15 protein-coding genes and 4 tRNA genes are annotated in these 20,942 nt (G+C 61.2%); all 19 read left to right on the forward strand.

The annotated features are described in order from the left end of the window. Positions 1 to 131: 131 nt before the first annotated feature. A complete protein-coding gene (locus ACVOKO_RS10295; RefSeq protein ID WP_430980757.1) occupies positions 132 to 1,175 on the forward strand; it encodes a cyanophycinase in 1,044 nt (347 codons plus the stop codon). Between the two features lie 183 nt (positions 1,176 to 1,358). Next, positions 1,359 to 2,378, forward strand: a complete 1,020-nt coding sequence (locus tag ACVOKO_RS10300) for an isoaspartyl peptidase/L-asparaginase family protein (protein WP_346498827.1) — start codon at positions 1,359 to 1,361, stop codon at positions 2,376 to 2,378. 137 nt (positions 2,379 to 2,515) lie between these two features. Next, a tRNA-Tyr gene (locus tag ACVOKO_RS10305) sits at positions 2,516 to 2,601 on the forward strand. Between the two features lie 28 nt (positions 2,602 to 2,629). Next, a tRNA-Gly gene (locus ACVOKO_RS10310) sits at positions 2,630 to 2,703 on the forward strand. Positions 2,704 to 2,741: 38 nt separating this feature from the next. Then, positions 2,742 to 2,817 (forward strand) — tRNA-Thr (locus ACVOKO_RS10315). 46 nt (positions 2,818 to 2,863) lie between these two features. Next, complete coding sequence (tuf, locus tag ACVOKO_RS10320) at positions 2,864 to 4,054, forward strand: elongation factor Tu (RefSeq protein WP_346498828.1); 1,191 nt, start codon at positions 2,864 to 2,866, stop codon at positions 4,052 to 4,054. A 104-nt stretch (positions 4,055 to 4,158) separates the two neighbouring features. After that, positions 4,159 to 4,234: transfer RNA gene (locus ACVOKO_RS10325), tRNA-Trp, on the forward strand. 50 nt (positions 4,235 to 4,284) lie between these two features. Then, positions 4,285 to 4,695 (forward strand): preprotein translocase subunit SecE, encoded by a 411-nt coding sequence (gene secE, locus ACVOKO_RS10330; RefSeq protein ID WP_346498829.1) that lies wholly within the window; start codon positions 4,285 to 4,287, stop codon positions 4,693 to 4,695. A gap of 10 nt (positions 4,696 to 4,705) precedes the next feature. Then, entirely contained in the window at positions 4,706 to 5,266 is a 561-nt protein-coding gene (gene nusG, locus ACVOKO_RS10335) for a transcription termination/antitermination protein NusG (protein ID WP_346498830.1), read from the forward strand. Between the two features lie 194 nt (positions 5,267 to 5,460). After that, on the forward strand, positions 5,461 to 5,889 hold the full coding sequence (rplK, locus tag ACVOKO_RS10340) for a 50S ribosomal protein L11 (protein ID WP_057630030.1): 429 nt from the start codon (positions 5,461 to 5,463) through the stop codon (positions 5,887 to 5,889). Positions 5,890 to 5,893: 4 nt separating this feature from the next. After that, positions 5,894 to 6,592 carry a 50S ribosomal protein L1 gene (gene rplA / locus ACVOKO_RS10345; RefSeq protein ID WP_346498831.1) on the forward strand — a complete coding sequence of 233 codons (699 nt, stop codon included), beginning with the start codon at positions 5,894 to 5,896 and terminating at the stop codon, positions 6,590 to 6,592. Positions 6,593 to 7,069: 477 nt separating this feature from the next. Then, entirely contained in the window at positions 7,070 to 7,606 is a 537-nt protein-coding gene (rplJ, locus tag ACVOKO_RS10350) for a 50S ribosomal protein L10 (protein ID WP_057630025.1), read from the forward strand. A 63-nt stretch (positions 7,607 to 7,669) separates the two neighbouring features. Then, the gene (gene rplL / locus ACVOKO_RS10355; RefSeq protein ID WP_346498832.1) at positions 7,670 to 8,035 is read left to right on the forward strand and encodes a 50S ribosomal protein L7/L12; all 366 of its coding nucleotides are present in this window, start codon (positions 7,670 to 7,672) and stop codon (positions 8,033 to 8,035) included. A 344-nt stretch (positions 8,036 to 8,379) separates the two neighbouring features. Continuing rightward, positions 8,380 to 12,570, forward strand: a complete 4,191-nt coding sequence (rpoB, locus tag ACVOKO_RS10360) for a DNA-directed RNA polymerase subunit beta (protein ID WP_346498833.1) — start codon at positions 8,380 to 8,382, stop codon at positions 12,568 to 12,570. 89 nt (positions 12,571 to 12,659) lie between these two features. Continuing rightward, positions 12,660 to 16,883: a DNA-directed RNA polymerase subunit beta' gene (gene rpoC / locus ACVOKO_RS10365; protein WP_346498834.1), complete on the forward strand. Its 4,224-nt coding sequence runs from the start codon at positions 12,660 to 12,662 to the stop codon at positions 16,881 to 16,883. A gap of 227 nt (positions 16,884 to 17,110) precedes the next feature. Further along, positions 17,111 to 17,485 carry a 30S ribosomal protein S12 gene (gene rpsL / locus ACVOKO_RS10370; RefSeq protein ID WP_004145320.1) on the forward strand — a complete coding sequence of 125 codons (375 nt, stop codon included), beginning with the start codon at positions 17,111 to 17,113 and terminating at the stop codon, positions 17,483 to 17,485. 10 nt (positions 17,486 to 17,495) lie between these two features. Then, a complete protein-coding gene (gene rpsG / locus ACVOKO_RS10375) occupies positions 17,496 to 17,963 on the forward strand; it encodes a 30S ribosomal protein S7 (RefSeq protein WP_303749028.1) in 468 nt (155 codons plus the stop codon). Positions 17,964 to 18,098: 135 nt separating this feature from the next. Next, entirely contained in the window at positions 18,099 to 20,240 is a 2,142-nt protein-coding gene (gene fusA, locus ACVOKO_RS10380) for an elongation factor G (RefSeq protein ID WP_346498835.1), read from the forward strand. Positions 20,241 to 20,291: 51 nt separating this feature from the next. After that, the coding region (locus ACVOKO_RS10385; protein ID WP_346498836.1) for a GTP-binding protein at positions 20,292 to 20,942 on the forward strand (651 nt) is incomplete at its 3' end.

The raw sequence follows: 20,942 nt of genomic DNA on the forward strand, positions 1-20,942 counted from the left end.
GATGCCCATCCGGCTGTCAGGGAATGCCGCCCAACCCTGTCTGAAATGTGAATGGGTCCACAGCATCTAACACCTTTTTTACACGCTTGACCACTGCCGGAAAGTCTGGCATTACAGCTGGAAGCGGTTACATGTGTGGGCTGGAGTGCGCGATGAAACGTAAGAGTTCCTGGCTTGGGCGGCTGGCCCTGGTAGTGGTGGCCATCGCTGCCGCAGGTGCGGCCCATGCGCAGGATTCGCGCGGTCCTGGCGCGCCCGGCTACACGTATTACGAAGTGGGTGATCTTGCTGCCCCGCGTCCCGGCAAGACCGAGCCGGCGATGCTGTTGATGGGCGGCGGCGACTGGGTGCCCGAGGCATTCCATTGGTGGGTTGAACGTGCCGGGCATGGCCGCGTGGTGATCCTGCGCGCCTCCGGTGACGACAACATGCAGAAAGAGCTCTACAACGACATCGGTGGCGTCACTGCGGTGCAGACGCTGGTGTTCGACAGTCGCAAGGCCGCCGACGATCCGGCCGTGCTGCGGGTGGTGCGCGCTGCCGATGCAATCTTCATCGCCGGTGGCGACCAGGCGCGTTACATCCGCTTCTGGAAGGGCACCGAACTCAATACCGCGCTCAATGAGCACATCCGCGCCGGCAAGCCGATCGGCGGTACCAGCGCGGGGCTGGCCATCCTGGGTGGCTACGCCTATGGCGCGCTGGACGGTGGCAGCGTCAATTCCCCGACCGCGCTGAACGATCCGATGGGCAGCGAGGTGACCATGGACCGGGATTTCCTGACCATGCCCTATCTGTCCAACGTGGTCACCGACACCCACTTCGCCAAGCGTGACCGGCTGGGTCGTTTGATCGTGTTTGTGGCCCGCGCCGCGCAGGACAAGGGGCGGGACGACATCGTAGGCATCGGCGTGGATGAGGACACGGCGCTATGTGTCGAGGCCGATGGCCGTGGACGTGTGTATTCCTTGAACGATGGTTATGCATGGTTGGTGATGCCGCAGCGCACGGCCGACCGGCTCAGCAATGGCGAACCGCTGGAATTCAGTGCTATCCCGGTAACCGGGGTAGGGGAAGGCAGCCGCCTGCATCTGGATGGGTTCAAGGTCGACAACGCCGCGTTCACTGCAATGGCCAGCGTCGTTGCTGGCGAGTTGAAGCTGCATCCCGAATGAGGATGCACGCTGCGTAGGAAAAGGGGCTTTGGCCCCTTTTTTTTTCTTGTCATGCACCCGTTGCCATTCTCGACGGCGCTGCGGCTGCGGTTGTGTCGGCGCTGTGGGCACGGGTGGCTGCGGTCACTGTTCACAGCGGCTGGCACCTGCCTAGAATCGGGTTCCATTCGGGAGTGAAGAAACATGAAGCTGACTTCTGCGGTACTGCTGGGCCTGGCGTCGCTGTCCTCGGGGGCTGCCGCTGCAGCCGAGGTTTCTCCCTTGCTGGTGATTCACGGCGGGGCCGGCGTCGAGCGCAAGGACTTCAGTGCTGCAGAGGAGCGTGCGGCGCGTGCGGCCTTGACCGAGGCGCTGCGTCAGGGCCATCAGGCACTGGTCGCGGGCAAGCCGGCGCTGGATGCGGTGACTGCCGCCATCACCGTGCTGGAGAACGACCCGACCTTCAATGCCGGGCGTGGAGCGGTGTTCACGCATGACGGCAAGAACGAGCTGGATTCCTCGCTGATGGATGGCGCCACGCTGCGTGCCGGTGCGGTGGCTGGCGTGCATACGGTGAAGAATCCGATCCTGCTCGCGCGCGCGGTGATGGAGCATTCGCCGCACGTGATGATGGTGGGGCAGGGCGCGGAGATGTTCGCTGCCGAACAGAAGATCGAGCTGGTCGATCCGTCCTACTTCCGCACCGAAAAGCGCTGGGAGCAGCTGCAGCGTGCATTGAAGGAAGAAACCGCAGGGCAGGCGCACACCGACCTGGAAACCGCCAAGCATTTCGGCACCGTCGGTGCCGTTGCGCTGGACAACCAGGGCAAGCTCGCAGCGGGCACGTCCACCGGCGGCATGACTAATAAACGCTATGGGCGTGTGGGTGATTCGCCGATCATCGGTGCCGGCACCTATGCCAGCGACCAGTGCGCGGTTTCAGGCACGGGCTGGGGCGAGTACTACATCCGTCTGTCGGTGGCGCATGAAATATGCGCACGCATGAAGTACTTGAAGGAAACGCCGGCACAGGCCGGCGATGAAGTCATCGTCAAGCGCATTCCCGAGCTCGGTGGCGATGGCGGTGGCATCGTGTTGTCTGCTGATGGCAAGGCGGCATTCCCCTTCAATACCGAAGGCATGTACCGCGGTTGGATTGGTGCCGATGGCGTGCCGCATGTGGCGATTTTCGCCGACGAAAAGATTAAGATGCCCGGCGAGTGATCGGCACCGCCGATGCCGAAAAGAAAATTCACCGAATGTGAAGATTTCTGTTGACAGCATCGGCGCTGATCACCAAAATAGCGAGCTCACCCACCCCTGACCGGCAAGGCCGCCGGTCCTAGACAAGGGAGTGGAATGGAGGGATACCCAAGCGGCCAACGGGGGCAGACTGTAAATCTGCTGGCTTACGCCTTCGGTGGTTCGAATCCACCTCCCTCCACCAGTTTTATGTTGTGACGTGTTTTCCCGGTGCGGGAGTAGTTCAACGGTAGAACCTTAGCCTTCCAAGCTAATGGTGCGGGTTCGATTCCCGTCTCCCGCTCCATTGAACGAAACGAAAAAACACGGCATAATAGACAACTCGCTCACGTAGCTCAGTCGGTAGAGCACCTCCTTGGTAAGGAGGAGGTCGAAGGTTCGATTCCTTTCGTGAGCACCATCTTGCCGATAGTGCATAACCAACCTGTTACCGAGAAGAAGCAGCCATGTCCAAGGGTAAGTTCGAGCGTACCAAGCCGCACGTCAACGTCGGCACCATCGGCCACGTCGATCATGGCAAGACCACGCTGACCGCCGCACTGACCAAGATCGGTGCAGAGCGCTTCGGTGGCGAATTCAAGGATTACTCGGCTATCGACGCCGCGCCGGAAGAGAAGGCTCGTGGTATCACGATCTCCACCGCGCACGTTGAGTACGAATCGGCCAACCGTCACTACGCCCACGTCGATTGCCCGGGCCATGCTGACTACGTCAAGAACATGATCACCGGTGCTGCTCAGATGGACGGCGCGATTCTGGTGTGCTCGGCCGCTGATGGCCCGATGCCGCAGACCCGCGAGCACATCCTGCTGTCGCGTCAGGTCGGCGTGCCGTACATCGTCGTGTTCCTGAACAAGGCCGACATGGTTGACGACGCCGAGCTGCTTGAGCTGGTCGAAATGGAAGTTCGTGAGCTGCTGAGCAAGTACGACTTCCCGGGCGACGACACCCCGATCGTTCACGGTTCGGCGCGTATGGCACTGGAGGGTGACCAGAGCGAAATCGGCGTGCCGGCCATCCTGAAGCTGGTCGATGCACTGGACAGCTGGATCCCGACCCCGGAGCGCGATGTTGACAAGCCGTTCCTGATGCCGGTGGAAGACGTGTTCTCGATCTCGGGCCGCGGCACCGTGGTGACCGGTCGTATCGAGCGCGGCGTGATCAAGGTCGGCGAAGAAATCGAAATCGTCGGTATCCGTCCGGTCCAGAAGACCACCGTCACCGGTGTGGAAATGTTCCGCAAGCTGCTCGACCAGGGTCAGGCAGGCGACAACGCCGGTCTGCTGCTGCGTGGCACCAAGCGTGATGACGTCGAGCGTGGCCAGGTTCTGGCCAAGCCGGGTTCGATCAAGCCGCACACCCAGTTCGAAGCCGAAGTGTACGTTCTGTCGAAGGATGAGGGTGGCCGTCATACCCCGTTCTTCAAGGGCTACCGTCCGCAGTTCTACTTCCGTACCACCGACATCACCGGCGCTTGCGAGCTGCCGGAAGGCGTCGAGATGGTGATGCCGGGCGACAACGTCAAGATGGTTGTCACCCTGATCAACCCGGTGGCAATGGACGAAGGCCTGCGCTTCGCAATCCGCGAAGGTGGCCGTACCGTCGGCGCCGGCGTGGTTGCAAAGATCGTCGCGTAATAAGCCTGTAGCGCCAGCAGTAACTGCTGTTGGTTGCGCGAAAGGCGGGCCGGGTAACTCGGTCCGCCTTCGCCGTCTAAGGTGATGTGTAACAGTCAAGTCATACGCCAGTAGCTCAATTGGCAGAGCAGCGGTCTCCAAAACCGCAGGTTGGGGGTTCGAGTCCCTCCTGGCGTGCCACTTGCAACTCTCTATCCAGTGACCTTGGTCGCACCAGCTACAAGAGTCGGATGAACAGCAAGATCGAACATTCCAAGTCCGCCGCGTCATCGGGTGGCGATATCGTCAAGTACGTCGGCGCTGCGCTGTTGGTGCTGGCGGGTCTGTTTGTCTGGTTCTGGTTCGCCGATCAGCCGCGTGCTGCCCAGTTGGGCGCATGGGCGGGTCAGTGGCGTGCACTGGCAGTGGTTTTGGGTCTGGTGGCTGGTGGTGCAGTATTCCTGCTGACCACGAAGGGCCGTCAGACAATTGAATTCCTTTCTGAATCCCGTTTCGAGCTGCGCAAGGTTGTGTGGCCGACCCGCCAGGAAGCTATCCGCATGACGTGGGTAGTGGTAGTGGTGGTTATCGTGCTGAGCCTGCTGTTGGGTGGTTTCGATTTCGTGATCCAGAAGCTGACCCAGTGGTTCTTGGGTCGTTAAGGAGATATCTGTGAAGCGTTGGTACGTCGTTCACGCCTATTCAGGCTTTGAGAAGTCGGTTGCGCAGACACTGCGTGATCGCATTGTGCGCGACGAGATGCAGGAGCTTTTTGGTGATGTGCTGGTCCCCACGGAAGAAGTGGTGGAAATGCGCGCAGGCCAGAAGCGCCGCTCCGAGCGCAAGTTCTTCCCGGGTTACGTGCTGGTACAGATCGAAACCCACGAAGAAGCCGGTATCCCGCGTATCGACAACGAAAGCTGGCACTTGGTCAAGGAAACCCCGAAGGTCATGGGTTTCATTGGCGGCACTGCGGATCGCCCGCTGCCGATCCAGGACAGTGAGGCTGCTGCCATCCTGAATCGCGTTCAGGAAGGTGTCGAGAAGCCGCGTCCGAAGGTGCTGTTCGAGCCGGGCCAGATGGTCCGTGTCACCGAAGGCCCGTTCAACGATTTCAACGGCGTTGTCGAAGAAGTCAATTACGAGAAGAGCCGTCTGCGCGTCTCGGTGCTGATCTTTGGTCGCGCCACCCCGGTCGAGCTCGAGTTCGGCCAGGTCGAAAAGGCGATCTGACGCTGGCCGCGCCACCTGTTCAGGTGGCGTCGCAAAAAGCTGCTACAATTTTCGGCTCCCCAATGTGGGAGCAAATCCAAGGCTGCCGCAAGGTGGCCTTTGGTGTGAATTCATAACGCGATGCCGGGACGCGTGATTCCCGGTCCGATGGGGAGCCTGTTGTCGTAAGGCGCTAGCACCCGGAGAGTACTTCAATGGCAAAGAAAGTAGTTGGTTATATCAAGCTGCAGGTAAAGGCCGGTCAGGCCAATCCCTCGCCGCCGGTCGGTCCTGCGCTGGGTCAGCGCGGCCTGAACATCATGGAATTCTGCAAGGCGTTCAACGCTGCTACGCAGAAGCTGGAGCCGGGTCTGCCGGTGCCGGTGATCATCACGGCCTATTCGGACCGTACGTTCACCTTCATCACCAAGAGCACCCCTGCGACCACGCTGCTGAAGAAGGCCGCTGGCATTTCTTCGGGCTCGAAGAAGCCGAACACCGACAAGGTGGGCAAGGTGACGCGTGCGCAGCTGGAAGAAATCTGCAAGGCAAAGGAGCCGGATCTGACGGCTGCCAGCCTTGACGCCGCCGTGCGTACGATTGCGGGCTCTGCCCGTTCCATGGGCTTGGTGGTAGAGGGTTAATCTGATGGCACTGAATAAGCGCGAAAAGGCCATTGCGGCCGCCGTTGTCCCGGGTAAGGCATATGCCTTCGAGGACGCAATCAACATCCTGAAGACCGTCACCAAGGCCAAGTTCGTCGAGTCGATCGACGTTGCTGTCCGTCTTGGCGTTGACGCCAAGAAGTCCGACCAGCAGGTTCGCGGTTCCACCGTGCTGCCGGCTGGTACCGGCAAGTCGGTCCGCGTGGCCGTGTTTGCTCCGGCCGGTGCCAAGGCTGACGAAGCCCTGGCCGCTGGCGCCGAAGCTGTCGGCATGGACGACCTGGCTGAGAAGATGCAGGCCGGCGATCTGAACTATGACGTCGTCATCGCTACCCCGGACGCCATGCGCGTTGTCGGTAAGCTGGGTACGCTGCTGGGCCCGCGCGGCCTGATGCCGAACCCGAAGGTCGGCACCGTTTCGGCCAACCCGGGCGAAGCCGTCAAGAATGCCAAGTCGGGTCAGGTGCGTTACCGCACTGACAAGGCCGGCATCATCCACTGCACCATCGGCAAGGCCAGCTTCGAAAACGGCGCGCTGCAGTCGAACCTGCAGGCACTGCTGCTGGACCTGATCAAGGCCAAGCCGGCTACCTCGAAGGGCCTGTACCTGCAGAAGGTATCGGTCAGCTCGACGATGGGCCCGGGCGTGACGGTTGATCAGTCCTCGCTGACCCTGAAGTAATTGTTTCAAGCGGCTTCGGTACCTTTGGTGCCGGAGCCGTCATTTTGAAGGCGTCGCGCGGGTTTACCCGCGTGGAGCCGTCAAAGACCGCAGGCGCGGTCAGCGCATACCGGCGACGGGCACGGAAGCTCGATTTGGCAAGGAGTCGCCGCCGGCACAGCGAGATCGCTTAATCGATTCGTTCTCGAATCACCCTGCGTAGATGGTGCCGCCCTTCTGGATTTTTCTGGTTCACGTACGTCTGGGTTCACCCAGGTTTGCACTCCAGCTCTAGAACGGCCACCACCGGAACATCACCCGATGTTCCCGGCGTCCAGGATGGATGCCGCCCAGGACCGCACACGGCTAGGAGCCGTAAGCGGAATATGTTTGAAGCAGAGATTAGAGATTCGAACGTAACGGTTGGCAAACGCGGTAATACCGCTTGCGCGAACCCAGGGTCCGAATCACCAATCCCCGCTTAAACGGAGGAGTGCAATGGCTCTCAATCTGTCCCAGAAGCAAGAAGTAGTCGCCGAGCTGGCAGACATCGCCGCCAAGGCCCACTCCTTGATCGCAGCCGAATACGCTGGCACCACGGTCGCTCAAATGACCGCGATGCGTAAGCAGGCCCGCGAAACCGGTGTTTTCTTGAAAGTTGTCAAGAACACGCTGGCCTCGCGCGCCGTTGAAGGCACCGATTTCGCAGTTGCAAAAGACCAGATGGTTGGTCCGCTGCTGTATGCGTTTTCGCTTGAGGAGCCCGGCGCAGCCGGTCGCCTGATCAAGGATGCAGCCAAGGGTAACGACAAGCTGAAGGCGAAGGTCGTGGCAATCGGCGGGGAAATCTTCCCGGCCAGCCACGTCGACGTGCTGGCATCGTTGCCGACCCGTGATCAGGCACTGGCCATGTTGGCCCGCGTCCTGACCGAGCCGGTCACCATGTTCGCCCGCGCCGTCAAGGCTATCGGTGAAAAGCAGGAAGGTGGCGCAGCGGAAGCTGCAGCGCCGGCCGCTGAAGCCGAAGCTGTCTAAGTTCGACGTCCACGTGGTTCCGCACGGAACCTCAATCCAGAATATTTTCAAAAGGTAATCAAAATGTCCCTTACCAACGATCAGATCGTCGACGCGATCGCCGAAAAGTCCCTGATGGAAGTGATGGAGCTGGTCAAGGCCATCGAAGAGAAGTTCGGCGTCTCGGCTGCTGCCCCGGTTGCAGTTGCTGCTGCTGGCCCGGCTGCTGTTGTTGAAGAGCAGACCGAATTCAACGTCATCCTGAAGGATGCCGGCGCCAAGAAGGTCGAAGTGATTAAGGCTGTCCGCGCCATCACCGGCCTGGGCCTGAAGGAAGCGAAGGACCTGGCAGAAGCCGGCGGCATCGTGAAGGAAGGCGCGTCGAAGGACGAGGCCGAGAAGTTCAAGAAGGACCTGGAAGCCGCCGGCGCGACCGTCGAGCTGAAGTAATCAGTTCCTTGCATCGTCATCGATTCGCGGCGATGCAGCTGAGGCTGGGGGCGTAAAGCCCCCGGCCTTTGGTCGTTTCAAACCGTTGTAATGCCGGGCGTGCCCGGTTGCAACGGGGTAGTGCCGAGCCATGCTCGGCAAGCTTCAGAAAGACCAACGTGGCAAGTGTCAGGCGCTGCGCTCCAGACGATGGAGTGACCCGCAGCCGATACAAGCGAGTTGGCAGTTGGAAGTAGCGGGAGAAGGCGTGCTGGTGCCGGCAATACCAGCGACTTCCAACTGACAATTTCAAGTTTCCTTACGGGTTGTGGACGCACGGCCCGCACAACAAGGTGGAAGACCTCATGACGTCCTATTCGTACACCGAAAAAAAGCGCATCCGCAAAGATTTCGGCAAGCAGCGCTCGATCCTCGAGGTGCCGTTCCTGCTCGCGATCCAGGTTGATTCGTACCGCGAATTCCTGCAGGAAAACATCGACCCGGCCAAGCGCTCCGACCACGGCCTGCATGCTGCGCTGAAGTCGGTGTTCCCGATTTCCAGCTACAGCGGCAACGCTGCCCTGGAATACGTCGGTTACAAGCTGGGCGACCCGGTGTTTGACGAGCGCGAGTGCCGCCAGCGTGGCATGAGCTACGGCGCACCGCTGCGCGTCACCGTGCGTCTGGTCATCTACGACCGCGAATCGTCCACCAAGGCGATCAAGTACGTGAAGGAACAGGAGGTCTATCTGGGCGAAATCCCGTTGATGACCGACAACGGCACCTTCATCGTCAACGGTACCGAGCGCGTCATCGTGTCGCAGCTGCACCGTTCGCCGGGCGTGTTCTTCGACCACGACCGTGGCAAGACCCACAGCTCGGGCAAGCTGCTGTACAGCGCCCGCATCATCCCGTACCGCGGTTCCTGGTTGGACTTCGAGTTCGACCCGAAGGACGCGCTGTTCACCCGTATCGATCGCCGCCGCAAGCTGCCGGTGTCGGTGCTGCTGCGTGCGCTGGGCTACAACAACGAAGAGATGCTGGCCGAGTTCTTCGAGGTCAACACCTTCCACATCAACCCGGACGAAGGCGTGCAGCTGGAGCTGGTGCCGGAGCGTCTGCGTGGCGAAACGCTGAACTTCGACCTGGCCGATGGCGACAAGGTCATCGTGGAAGCCGGCAAGCGCATCACCGCGCGCCATATCAAGCAGCTGCAGTCCTCGGGCATTGCCGCGCTGGCCGTGCCGGATGACTACCTGGTCAGCCGCATCCTGTCGCACGACGTGGTCGATGCCAACACCGGTGAGCTGTTGGCCCTGGCCAATGACGAAATCAGCGAAGAGCAGCTGCAGAACTTCCGCAAGGCGGGCGTTGATGCAGTGGGCACGCTGTGGGTGAACGATCTTGATCGTGGCGCCTACCTGTCCAACACCCTGCGCATCGATGGCACCAAGACCCAGCTCGAAGCGCTGGTCGAAATCTATCGCATGATGCGTCCGGGCGAGCCGCCGACCAAGGACGCTGCACAGAACCTGTTCCACAACCTGTTCTTCACCTTCGAGCGCTACGACCTGTCCACGGTCGGCCGCATGAAGTTCAACCGTCGTGTCGGCCGCAAGGAAGTCACCGGTGAGTCGGTGCTGTACGACCGCAAGTACTTCGGCGAGCGCAACGACGAGGAATCCAAGCGCCTGGTCGCCGCACACGGCGAAGGTTCGGACATCCTGGACGTGATCAAGGTGCTGACCGAGATCCGCAACGGTCGTGGCGTGGTCGATGACATCGATCACCTGGGCAACCGTCGCGTGCGTTCGGTCGGCGAAATGGCCGAGAACGTGTTCCGCGTGGGCCTGGTCCGCGTCGAGCGCGCGGTCAAGGAGCGCCTGTCGATGGCCGAGTCGGAAGGCTTGACCCCGCAGGAACTGATCAACGCCAAGCCGGTTGCTGCTGCGATCAAGGAATTCTTCGGCTCCTCGCAGCTGTCGCAGTTCATGGATCAGAACAACCCGCTGTCGGAAGTGACGCACAAGCGCCGCGTCTCGGCCCTGGGCCCGGGCGGCCTGACCCGCGAACGCGCTGGCTTCGAAGTGCGCGACGTGCACCCGACCCATTACGGTCGCGTCTGCACCATCGAAACGCCGGAAGGCCCGAACATCGGCCTGATCAACTCGCTGGCCGTGTTCGCACGCACCAACAAGTACGGCTTCCTGGAAACCCCGTACCGCAAGGTGCATGACGGCAAGGTCTCCGACGAGATCGAGTTCCTGTCGGCCATCGAAGAAAACGAGTACGTCATCGCCCAGGCAAACGCCCTGACCGATGCCAAGAACATGCTCACCGAGCAGTTCGTACCGTGCCGCTTCCAGGGTGAGTCGCTGCTCAAGCCGCCGGCAGAAGTCCACTTCATGGACGTCTCGCCGATGCAGACCGTGTCGGTTGCTGCGGCACTGGTTCCGTTCCTGGAGCACGATGACGCAAACCGCGCACTGATGGGCGCCAACATGCAGCGTCAGGCCGTGCCGACCCTGCGTGCGCAGAAGCCGCTGGTGGGTACCGGTATCGAACGCGCCGTGGCCCGTGACTCCGGTGTGACCGTGAACGCCCTGCGTGGCGGCGAGATCGTGCAGATCGACGCCGGCCGCATCGTGGTCAAGGCCAACGAGAACGAGATCACCGATCCGGCCGATGCCGGCGTCGATATCTACAACCTGATCAAGTACACCCGTTCGAACCAGAACACCTGCATCAACCAGCGTCCGCTGGTGAACGTGGGTGACGTGATCGCGCGCGGCGACGTGCTGGCCGATGGCCCGTCCACCGATATCGGTGAACTGGCGCTTGGTCAGAACATGCTGATCGCCTTCATGCCGTGGAACGGCTACAACTTCGAAGACTCCATCCTGCTGTCCGAGCGTGTGGTCGAAGAAGATCGTTACACCACGATCCACATCGAAGAACTGACCTGCGTTGCACGTGACACCAAGCTGGGGCCGGAGGAAATTTCCGCCGACATCCCGAACGTGTCCGAGCAGGCGCTGAACCGTCTGGACGAATCCGGCGTGGTGTACATCGGTGCAGAAGTGCGCGCCGGCGACATCATGGTTGGCAAGGTGACGCCGAAGGGCGAGAGCCAGCTGACCCCGGAAGAGAAGCTGCTGCGCGCGATCTTCGGCGAGAAGGCTTCCGACGTTAAGGACAGCTCGCTGCGCGTTCCGCCGGGCATGGACGGCACCGTCATCGACGTGCAGGTCTTCACCCGCGACGGCATCGAGAAGGACAAGCGCGCACGCCAGATCGAAGAAAACGAGATCAAGCGCGTCAAGAAGGACTTCGACGACCAGTTCCGCATCCTCGAAGGCGCCATCTACGCACGTCTGCGCTCGCAGATCGTGGGTAAGGTTGCCAACGGCGGCGCCAACCTGAAGAAGGGTGACGTGGTTTCCGATGCGCTGCTGGACGGCCTGAAGAAGTCCGACTGGTTCACCCTGCGCATGAAGGACGACGACGCCTCCGACGCCATCGAACGTGCCCAGATGCAGATCCAGGCACACGAGAAGGAATTCGAGCGCCGCTTTGCCGACAAGCGCGGCAAGATCACCCAGGGCGACGATCTGGCACCGGGCGTGCTGAAGATGGTCAAGGTGTTCCTGGCCGTGAAGCGTCGCATCCAGCCGGGTGACAAGATGGCAGGCCGCCACGGCAACAAGGGTGTGGTCTCCAACGTGGTGCCGGTCGAAGACATGCCGTACATGGCTGACGGCAACACCGTGGACATCTGCTTGAACCCGCTGGGCGTGCCTTCGCGTATGAACATCGGCCAGATTCTGGAAGTGCATCTGGGCTGGGCCGCAAAGGGCCTGGGCAAGCGCATCCAGGGCATGCTGGAACAGCAGCGTGCGGTCAGTGAACTGCGTGAGTTCCTGGGCAAGATCTACAACCACGATTCGGCCATTTCCGAAGAGCGTGTTGACCTGACCCAGTTCAGCGACGACGAGCTGATCAACCTGGCCAAGAACCTGACCGACGGCGTGCCGATGGCAACCCCGGTGTTCGACGGCGCGGCCGAAGACGAGATCCGCGAAATGCTGAATCTCGCCTACCCGGACGGTGCCCCGGAAACCGAACGCCTGGGCTTCAACACCAGCAAGACGCAGATGCAGCTGTATGACGGCCGCACCGGCGAAGCCTTCGACCGCAAGACCACGGTCGGCTACATGCATTACCTGAAGTTGAACCACTTGGTCGACGACAAGATGCATGCCCGCTCGACCGGTCCGTACTCGCTCGTTACCCAGCAGCCGCTGGGCGGCAAGGCGCAGTTCGGTGGTCAGCGCTTCGGTGAAATGGAAGTCTGGGCACTGGAAGCCTACGGCGCGGCCTACACCCTGCAGGAAATGCTGACGGTGAAGTCCGATGACGTACAGGGCCGTAACCAGATGTACAAGAACATCGTCGACGGTGAGCACGAGATGGTTGCGGGCATGCCGGAATCCTTCAACGTTTTGGTGAAGGAAATCCGCTCGCTGGCCATCAACATGGAACTGGAAGGCGGTTGATTGCGCAGGCGCTGCTGCAGTGATGCAGCAGCGCCGCCAGCACTGACTGACAGCCCATCGACAAAGATTTCCTCCTTTCGGAGAACACCATGAAAGACCTGCTCAACCTCTTCAACCAGCAGCGCCAGACGCTGGACTTCGACGCGATCAAGATCGCGCTGGCCTCGCCGGACCTGATCCGTTCGTGGTCCTTCGGCGAAGTGAAGAAGCCGGAAACCATCAACTACCGTACCTTCAAGCCGGAACGTGACGGCCTGTTCTGCGCCGCCATCTTCGGGCCGGTCAAGGACTACGAGTGCCTGTGCGGCAAGTACAAGCGCATGAAGCACCGCGGCGTCGTCTGCGAAAAGTGCGGCACCGAAGTAACCCTGGCCAAGGTGCGTCGCGAGCGCATGGGCCACATCGACCTGGCATCGCCGGTCGCGCACATCTGGTTCCTCAAGTCGCTGCCGTCGCGCATCGGCCTGATGCTGGACATGACCCTGCGTGACATCGAGCGCGTGCTGTACTTCGAAGCCTACGTGGTGACCGAGCCGGGCCTGACCGCTCTGGAACGCCGCCAGCTGCTGACCGAAGAACAGTACCTGCAGGCACGCCAGGAACACGGCGATGACTTCGACGCCGCAATGGGCGCCGAGGCTGTCTACGAACTGCTGCGCACCATCGACCTGCAGGCCGAAATGGTTCGCCTGCGCGAAGAAATCGCCTCGACCGGTTCGGAAACCAAGCTCAAGCGTCTGACCAAGCGCATCAAGCTGGTCGAAGCCTTCCTCGAGTCGGGCAACCGCCCGGAGTGGATGGTGATGACCGTGCTGCCGGTGCTGCCGCCGGACCTGCGTCCGCTGGTTCCGCTGGACGGTGGCCGCTTCGCGACTTCGGATCTGAACGATCTGTACCGCCGCGTCATCAACCGCAACAACCGTCTGCGCCGCCTGCTGGAGCTCAACGCTCCGGACATCATCGTGCGCAACGAAAAGCGCATGCTGCAGGAATCGGTTGACGCCCTGTTGGACAACGGCCGTCGCGGCCGTGCCATCACCGGCACCAACAAGCGCCCGCTCAAGTCGCTGGCCGACATGATCAAGGGTAAGCAGGGTCGCTTCCGTCAGAACCTGCTGGGCAAGCGCGTCGATTACTCGGGCCGTTCGGTGATCACCGTGGGTCCGTACCTGAAGCTGCACCAGTGCGGCCTGCCGAAGAAGATGGCGCTTGAGTTGTTCAAGCCGTTCGTGTTCGCCAAGCTGCAGCGTCGTGGCCTGGCTACCACCATCAAGGCTGCCAAGAAGCTGGTTGAGCGCGAAGAAGGCGAAGTCTGGGACGTCCTGGAAGAAGTCATCCGCGAACATCCGGTGCTGCTGAACCGTGCGCCGACCCTGCACCGTTTGGGCATCCAGGCGTTCGAACCGCTGTTGATCGAAGGCAAGGCCATCCAGCTGCATCCGCTGGTCTGTACCGCATTCAACGCCGACTTCGACGGTGACCAGATGGCCGTCCACGTGCCGCTCTCGCTGGAAGCCCAGCTGGAAGCGCGTGCGCTGATGATGTCCACCAACAACATCCTGTCGCCCGCCAACGGCGAGCCGATCATCGTGCCGTCGCAGGACGTCGTGTTGGGCCTGTACTACATGGCCCGCTCGCTGGTGAACAAGAAGGGCGAAGGCATGGTCTTCGCCAACACCGACGAAGTGAAGCGTGCCTACGACAACCGCCTGGTTGAACTGCATGCGCGCGTCAAGGTGCGCATCGTGCAGGTCGAGCGTGACGAAGACGGCAACAAGGTCAAGAAGACCTCGATCGTCGACACCACCATCGGCCGTGCGCTGCTGAGCGAGATCATGCCGGAAGGCCTGCCGTTCGAGCTGTGCAACACCGAGATGACCAAGAAGAACATCTCGCGTCTGATCAACCAGAGCTACCGTCTGCTGGGTCTGAAGGACACCGTGGTGTTCGCCGACAAGCTGATGTACACCGGCTATGCCTACGCAACCCGCGCTGGCGTGTCGATCGGCATCGACGACATGCTGATCCCGGACGAGAAGAAGGGCATCCTCGGCGAAGCTGAAGCCGAAGTGCTGGAAATCCAGGAGCAGTACCAGTCCGGTCTGGTCACCGCCGGCGAGCGCTACAACAAGGTGGTCGACATCTGGTCGCGCACCAATGAGCGCATCGCCAAGGCGATGATGGAAACCATTGGTACCGAAAAGGTCATTGGTAGCGACGGTGAGCTGGTCGACCAGAAGTCGATGAACTCGCTGTACATCATGGCCGACTCCGGTGCCCGTGGTAGCCAGGCGCAGATCCGTCAGCTGGCCGGTATGCGTGGCCTGATGGCGCGTCCGGATGGCTCGATCATCGAGACGCCCATCAAGGCGAACTTCCGTGAAGGCCTGAACGTGCAGGAGTACTTCAACTCCACCCACGGTGCCCGTAAGGGTCTGGCCGATACCGCGTTGAAGACGGCGAACTCGGGTTACCTGACCCGTCGTCTGGTCGACGTGGCGCAGGACGTGGTGATCACCGAAGTCGACTGCGGTACCTCGGAAGGTCTGACCATGACCCCGATCGTGGAAGGCGGCGACGTGGTTGAGCCGTTGAAGGAGCGCGTACTGGGCCGCGTTGTGGCCGAGGACGTGTTCCTGCCGGGCAACGACGAAGATCCGATCGTGACCCGCAACACGCTGCTCGACGAGCAGTGGGTGAACAAGCTGGAAGAAGCTGGCGTGCAGACCATCAAGGTCCGCTCGACGATCACCTGTGAGTCCTCGTTCGGCGTCTGCGGTCGCTGCTACGGCCGCGATCTGGCCCGTGGCCACATCGTCAACATCGGTGAAGCGGTTGGCGTCATCGCCGCACAGTCGATCGGTGAGCCGGGTACCCAGCTGACCATGCGTACGTTCCACATCGGTGGTGCGGCATCGCGTGCGGCTGCGGTCGACAACATCACCGTCAAGACCACCGGTTCGGTGAAGTTCTCCAACCTGAAGCACGTCGAGCAGGCCAGCGGTTCGCTGGTTGCCGTCTCGCGTTCGGGTGAAATCTCCGTGCTCGATCCGCATGGCCGTGAGCGTGAGCGCTACAAGCTGCCGTACGGTGCCAGCATCGGCGTCAAGGACGGTGCGGAAATCAAGGCTGGCCAGACCGTGGCCAACTGGGATCCGCATAACCACCCGATCGTGTCGGAAGTGGCTGGTTTCGTGCGCTTCATCGACTTCATCGATGGCGTGACCGTGATCGAGAAGACCGACGAACTGACCGGTCTGGCCTCGCGCGAAATCACCGATCCGAAGCGTCGTGGCTCGCAGGCGAAGGATCTGCGTCCGCTGGTCCGCATCATCGATGGCAAGGGCAATGACCTGACCATCCCGGGTACCGACCTGCCGGCACAGTACCTGCTGCCGCCGCGCTCGATCGTCAACCTGCAGGATGGCGCGCCGGTAGGCGTGGGCGACGTGGTTGCCAAGATCCCGCAGGAAGCGTCCAAGACCCGCGACATCACCGGTGGTCTGCCGCGCGTTGCCGACTTGTTCGAAGCACGCAAGCCGAAGGATCCGGCGATCCTGGCCGAGCGTTCGGGCATCATCAGCTTCGGCAAGGACACCAAGGGCAAGCAGCGCCTGATCATCAAGGACACCGATGGTTCGGAGCACGAAGAGCTGATTCCGAAGTACCGCCAGATCATCGTGTTCGAAGGCGAGCACGTGACCCGCGGTGAAACCGTGGTGGACGGCGAGCCGAGCCCGCAGGACATCCTGCGCCTGAAGGGTGTGGAAGAACTGGCCCGTTACCTGGTCAAGGAAATCCAGGACGTTTACCGCCTGCAGGGCGTGAAGATCAACGACAAGCACATTGAAGTGATCTCGCGTCAGATGCTGCGCAAGGTGGAAATCGTCGACCAGGGCAGCAGCAAGTTCCTCAATGGCGAGCAGGCCGAGCGCCAGCGCGTGATCGAAGAGAACGTGAAGCTGGCCGGTCGCAACGAGTTGCCGGCCCGTTTCGAGCCGGTGCTGCTGGGTATCACCAAGGCATCGCTGGCGACCGAGTCGTTCATTTCGGCCGCTTCGTTCCAGGAAACCACCCGCGTGCTGACCGAGGCTGCCGTGCGCGGCACCTCCGACGGCCTGCGCGGCCTGAAGGAAAACGTGATCGTTGGCCGCCTGATTCCGGCGGGCACCGGTCTTGCGTATCATGCCCAGCGCCGCCGTAACGCGTCGGGTCTGACCGAATCGGAAATCGCAACCCTGGCCGGTCCGGTCGTGGTCGCGGAGCCCGAAGTTGCAGCACCGGAAGCTGAACAGGCTACTGGTGAAGAGTAAGTAGTTAGATCGGCCGGCCCGCTCGCGGGCCGGCAGTTCGACCTGAACGGGGCATATGGAGATACCCCTGTAACAGCTCTGGATCAGGGCTGGCTTGGCATGGGCTTGTTTGACTGGGCTCTTGACAAGTTGCTACAATCGTCTGTCTCAGCAGGCCAAAAATTTGGCCTGCTTTACAATTTCCGCATCCTGGCCGTTTTTACGGCCCCAATCAGAAGAACCTACTGATGGCGACGATCAACCAGCTGGTGCGCAAGCCGCGCCAAGCCACCACCTACAAGAGTGCCTCGCCGGCACTCGACAAGTGCCCGCAGCGCCGTGGCGTCTGCACGCGCGTTTACACCACCACCCCGAAGAAGCCGAACTCGGCTCTGCGTAAGGTTGCAAAGGTTCGCCTGACCAACCAGGAAGAAGTCATTTCCTACATCGGTGGTGAAGGCCACAACCTGCAGGAGCACTCCGTGGTCCTGATCCGTGGCGGTCGCGTCAAGGATCTGCCGGGTGTGCGTTACCACACCGTCCGTGGCTCGCTCGATGCCGCCGGCGTTGCCAAGCGTCGTCAGGCGCGTTCCAAGTACGGCGCAAAGCGTCCGAAGGCCTGAGGAATAAGACATGTCACGTAAAGGTAATACTCCCCAGCGTTCGGTCCTGCCGGATCCGAAGCACAAGAGCGAAACCATTGCCCGCTTCATCAACATGGTCATGTTGAGCGGCAAGAAGTCCGTTGCTGAAAAGATCGTCTATGGCGCCATGGACGTGATCGGCGAAAAGAACCCGAACGCAATCGAGCTGGTGCAGAAGGCACTGGACAACGTTGCTCCGGGCGTCGAAGTGAAGTCGCGTCGCGTCGGTGGTGCCACCTATCAGGTGCCCGTCGAAGTGCGTGCTTCGCGCAAGATGGCCCTGGCCATGCGTTGGCTGATCGACTCGGCGCGTAAGCGCGGCGAGAACACCATGCCGCGCAAGCTGGCTGCTGAACTGCTGGACGCTTCGGAAAACCGCGGCGGCGCCATCAAGAAGCGTGAAGAAACCCACCGTATGGCGGAAGCGAACAAGGCCTTCGCTCACTACCGCTGGTGAGTTGAAGGGGCCTTGGAAACAGGGCCCCTGGCACCCATGTGGTGCTGCTTGTAGCGCTCTTAGCGCTGCTTCAATCCGAAGGCCGCCGCAAGGCGGCGTTCGGCCATCCGAATTCCAAGAAATTGAGAGGCTCCCGTGGCCCGCACCACTCCTATCGAGCGTTACCGTAACTTCGGCATCATGGCTCACATCGATGCCGGCAAGACCACCACGTCCGAGCGCATCCTGTTCTACACCGGTAAGAGCCACAAGCTCGGTGAAGTGCATGACGGCGCCGCCACCATGGACTGGATGGAGCAGGAGCAGGAGCGTGGCATCACGATCCAGTCCGCTGCTACCACCGCGTTCTGGAAGGGCATGGACAAGTCCCTGCCGGAGCACCGCTTCAACATCATCGATACCCCCGGGCACGTTGACTTCACCATCGAAGTCGAACGCTCCCTGCGCGTGCTCGACGGTGCGGTGTTCGTGCTGTGCGCCGTTGGTGGCGTGCAGCCGCAGTCCGAGACCGTGTGGCGTCAGGCCAACCGTTACCAGGTGCCGCGCATCGCGTTCGTCAACAAGATGGACCGTACCGGTGCCAACTTCCTGAAGGTCCGTGACCAGCTGAAGGCTAAGCTCGGCGCTGTCGCCGTGCCGATGCAGCTGCCGATCGGCGCTGAAGAAGGCTTCAAGGGCGTGGTCGATCTGCTCAAGATGAAGGCCATCCATTGGGATGACGCTTCGCAGGGCATGAAGTTCGAGTACGGCGAAGTCCCGGCTGACATGCAGGCAGCGGCTGAAGAAGCCCGCACCTTCATGATCGAAACCGCGGCTGAAGCCAGCGAAGAGCTGATGGAAAAGTACCTGGGCGGCGAAGAGCTGAACGAGGACGAGATCATCAAGGCACTGCGTACCCGTACGCTGGCCGTTGAAATCGTGCCGATGTTCTGTGGCTCGGCGTTCAAGAACAAGGGCGTGCAGGCCATGCTTGACGGCGTGATCCAGCTGCTGCCGTCGCCGATCGACGTGCCGGACGTGAAGGGCACCGACGTTGACGACGACACCATCGAGATGACCCGCAAGTCGGACGACAAGGCTCCGTTCTCGTCGCTGGCGTTCAAGATCATCACCGATCCGTTCGTTGGCGCGCTGACCTTCTTCCGTGTCTACTCGGGCACCCTGAACGGTGGCGACACCGTGCTGAACTCGGTGAAGAACAAGAAGGAGCGCATCGGCCGCATCCTGCAGATGCACTCCAACAACCGCGAAGAAATCAAGGAAGTGTTGGCTGGTGACATCGCGGCTGCCGTGGGCCTGAAGGACACCACCACCGGTGACACGCTGTGCTCGCTTGAAGCACCGATCGTGCTTGAGCGCATGGTGTTCCCGGAGCCGGTGATCTCGATGGCTGTCGAGCCGAAGACCAAGTCGGACCAGGAAAAGATGGGTCTGGCACTGGGCCGTCTGGCACAGGAAGATCCGTCGTTCCGCGTCAAGACCGACGAAGAATCCGGCCAGACCATCATCTCCGGCATGGGCGAGCTGCACCTGGACATCATCGTTGACCGCATGAAGCGCGAGTTCAACGTTGAAGCCAACGTCGGCAAGCCGCAGGTTGCGTACCGCGAAACCATCCAGCTGGCTGACGTCAAGTCGGATTACAAGCACGCCAAGCAGTCCGGTGGTAAGGGTCAGTACGGTCACGTCGTGATCGAGCTGTCGCCGATCACCGCTGAAGATCGTGCCGATCCGAAGCTGGCCGGTTCCATCAAGGACGACTTCCTGTTCATCAACGACATCACCGGCGGCGTGATCCCGAAGGAATTCATTCCTTCCGTGGAAAAGGGCCTGCGCGAAACCATCACCAGCGGTCCGCTGGCTGGCTTCCCGGTGGTGGACGTCAAGGTCAAGCTGGTGTTCGGCTCGTACCATGACGTTGACTCCTCGGAAATGGCGTTCAAGCTCGCCTCGTCGATGGCCTTCAAGCAGGGCTTCGCCAAGGCCAAGCCGGTGCTGCTGGAGCCGATCATGAAGGTCGAGATCGTGACCCCGGAGGAATACCAGGGTGACGTGATGGGCGACGTAAGTCGTCGTCGTGGCGTTCTGCAGGGCTCGGGCACCACCGGTGACGGTTCGGCCAGCATCATCAACGCGATGATCCCGCTGGGCGAAATGTTCGGTTACGCCACCGCGCTGCGTTCGCAGACCCAGGGTCGCGCAACCTTCACGATGGAATTCGACCATTACGAGCCGGCGCCGAACAACATCGCCGAAACCGTCATCAAGAAGGGCTGAGTCTCAGACTCAGCCTCTCCCTCCAAGTTTTAGCTAATCAAGGAATTACATATGTCCAAGGGTAAGTTCGAACGTACCAAGCCGCACGTCAACGTTGGCACCATCGGCCACGTCGATCATGGCAAGACCACGCTGACCGCTGCACTGACCAAGATCGGTGCAGAGCGCTTCGGTGGCGAATTCAAGGATTACTCGGCCATCGACGCCGCGCCGGAAGAGAAGGCTCGTGGTATCACGATCTCGACCGCGCACGTTGAGTACGAATCCGCCAACCGTCACTACGCCCACGTGGATTGCCCGGGCCATGCTGACTACGTCAAGAACATGATCACCGGTGCTGCCCAGATGGACGGCGCGATCCTGGTGTGTTCGGCTGCTGACGGCCCGATGCCGCAGACCCGCGAGCACATCCTGCTGTCGCGTCAGGTCGGCGTGCCGTACATCGTCGTGTTCCTGAACAAGGCCGACATGGTTGACGACGCCGAGCTGCTCGAGCTGGTCGAAATGGAAGTTCGTGAGCTGCTGAGCAAGTACGACTTCCCGGGCGACGACACCCCGATCGTTCACGGTTCGGCGCGTATGGCGCTGGAAGGTGACCAGAGCGAAATCGGCGTGCCGGCCATCCTGAAGCTGGTCGATGCACTGGACAGCTGGATCCCGACCCCGGAGCGCGATGTTGACAAGCCGTTCCTGATGCCGGTG

This window comes from Stenotrophomonas sp. STEN240 (assembly GCF_056756175.1).

Excerpts from the sequence above, each read along its gene's own strand:
- tuf (WP_346498828.1), top strand. The coding sequence starts at position 2,864 with ATGTCCAAGGGTAAGTTCGAGCGTACCAAGCCGCACGTCAACGTCGGC.
- rpsG (WP_303749028.1), top strand. The coding sequence starts at position 17,496 with ATGTCACGTAAAGGTAATACTCCCCAGCGTTCGGTCCTGCCGGATCCG.
- rpoB (WP_346498833.1), top strand. The coding sequence starts at position 8,380 with ATGACGTCCTATTCGTACACCGAAAAAAAGCGCATCCGCAAAGATTTC.
- rpsL (WP_004145320.1), top strand. The coding sequence starts at position 17,111 with ATGGCGACGATCAACCAGCTGGTGCGCAAGCCGCGCCAAGCCACCACC.
- rplA (WP_346498831.1), top strand. The coding sequence starts at position 5,894 with ATGGCACTGAATAAGCGCGAAAAGGCCATTGCGGCCGCCGTTGTCCCG.
- rplJ (WP_057630025.1), top strand. The coding sequence starts at position 7,070 with ATGGCTCTCAATCTGTCCCAGAAGCAAGAAGTAGTCGCCGAGCTGGCA.
- ACVOKO_RS10295 (WP_430980757.1), top strand. The coding sequence starts at position 132 with ATGTGTGGGCTGGAGTGCGCGATGAAACGTAAGAGTTCCTGGCTTGGG.
- secE (WP_346498829.1), top strand. The coding sequence starts at position 4,285 with ATGAACAGCAAGATCGAACATTCCAAGTCCGCCGCGTCATCGGGTGGC.
- rpoC (WP_346498834.1), top strand. The coding sequence starts at position 12,660 with ATGAAAGACCTGCTCAACCTCTTCAACCAGCAGCGCCAGACGCTGGAC.
- rplL (WP_346498832.1), top strand. The coding sequence starts at position 7,670 with ATGTCCCTTACCAACGATCAGATCGTCGACGCGATCGCCGAAAAGTCC.
- ACVOKO_RS10300 (WP_346498827.1), top strand. The coding sequence starts at position 1,359 with ATGAAGCTGACTTCTGCGGTACTGCTGGGCCTGGCGTCGCTGTCCTCG.
- rplK (WP_057630030.1), top strand. The coding sequence starts at position 5,461 with ATGGCAAAGAAAGTAGTTGGTTATATCAAGCTGCAGGTAAAGGCCGGT.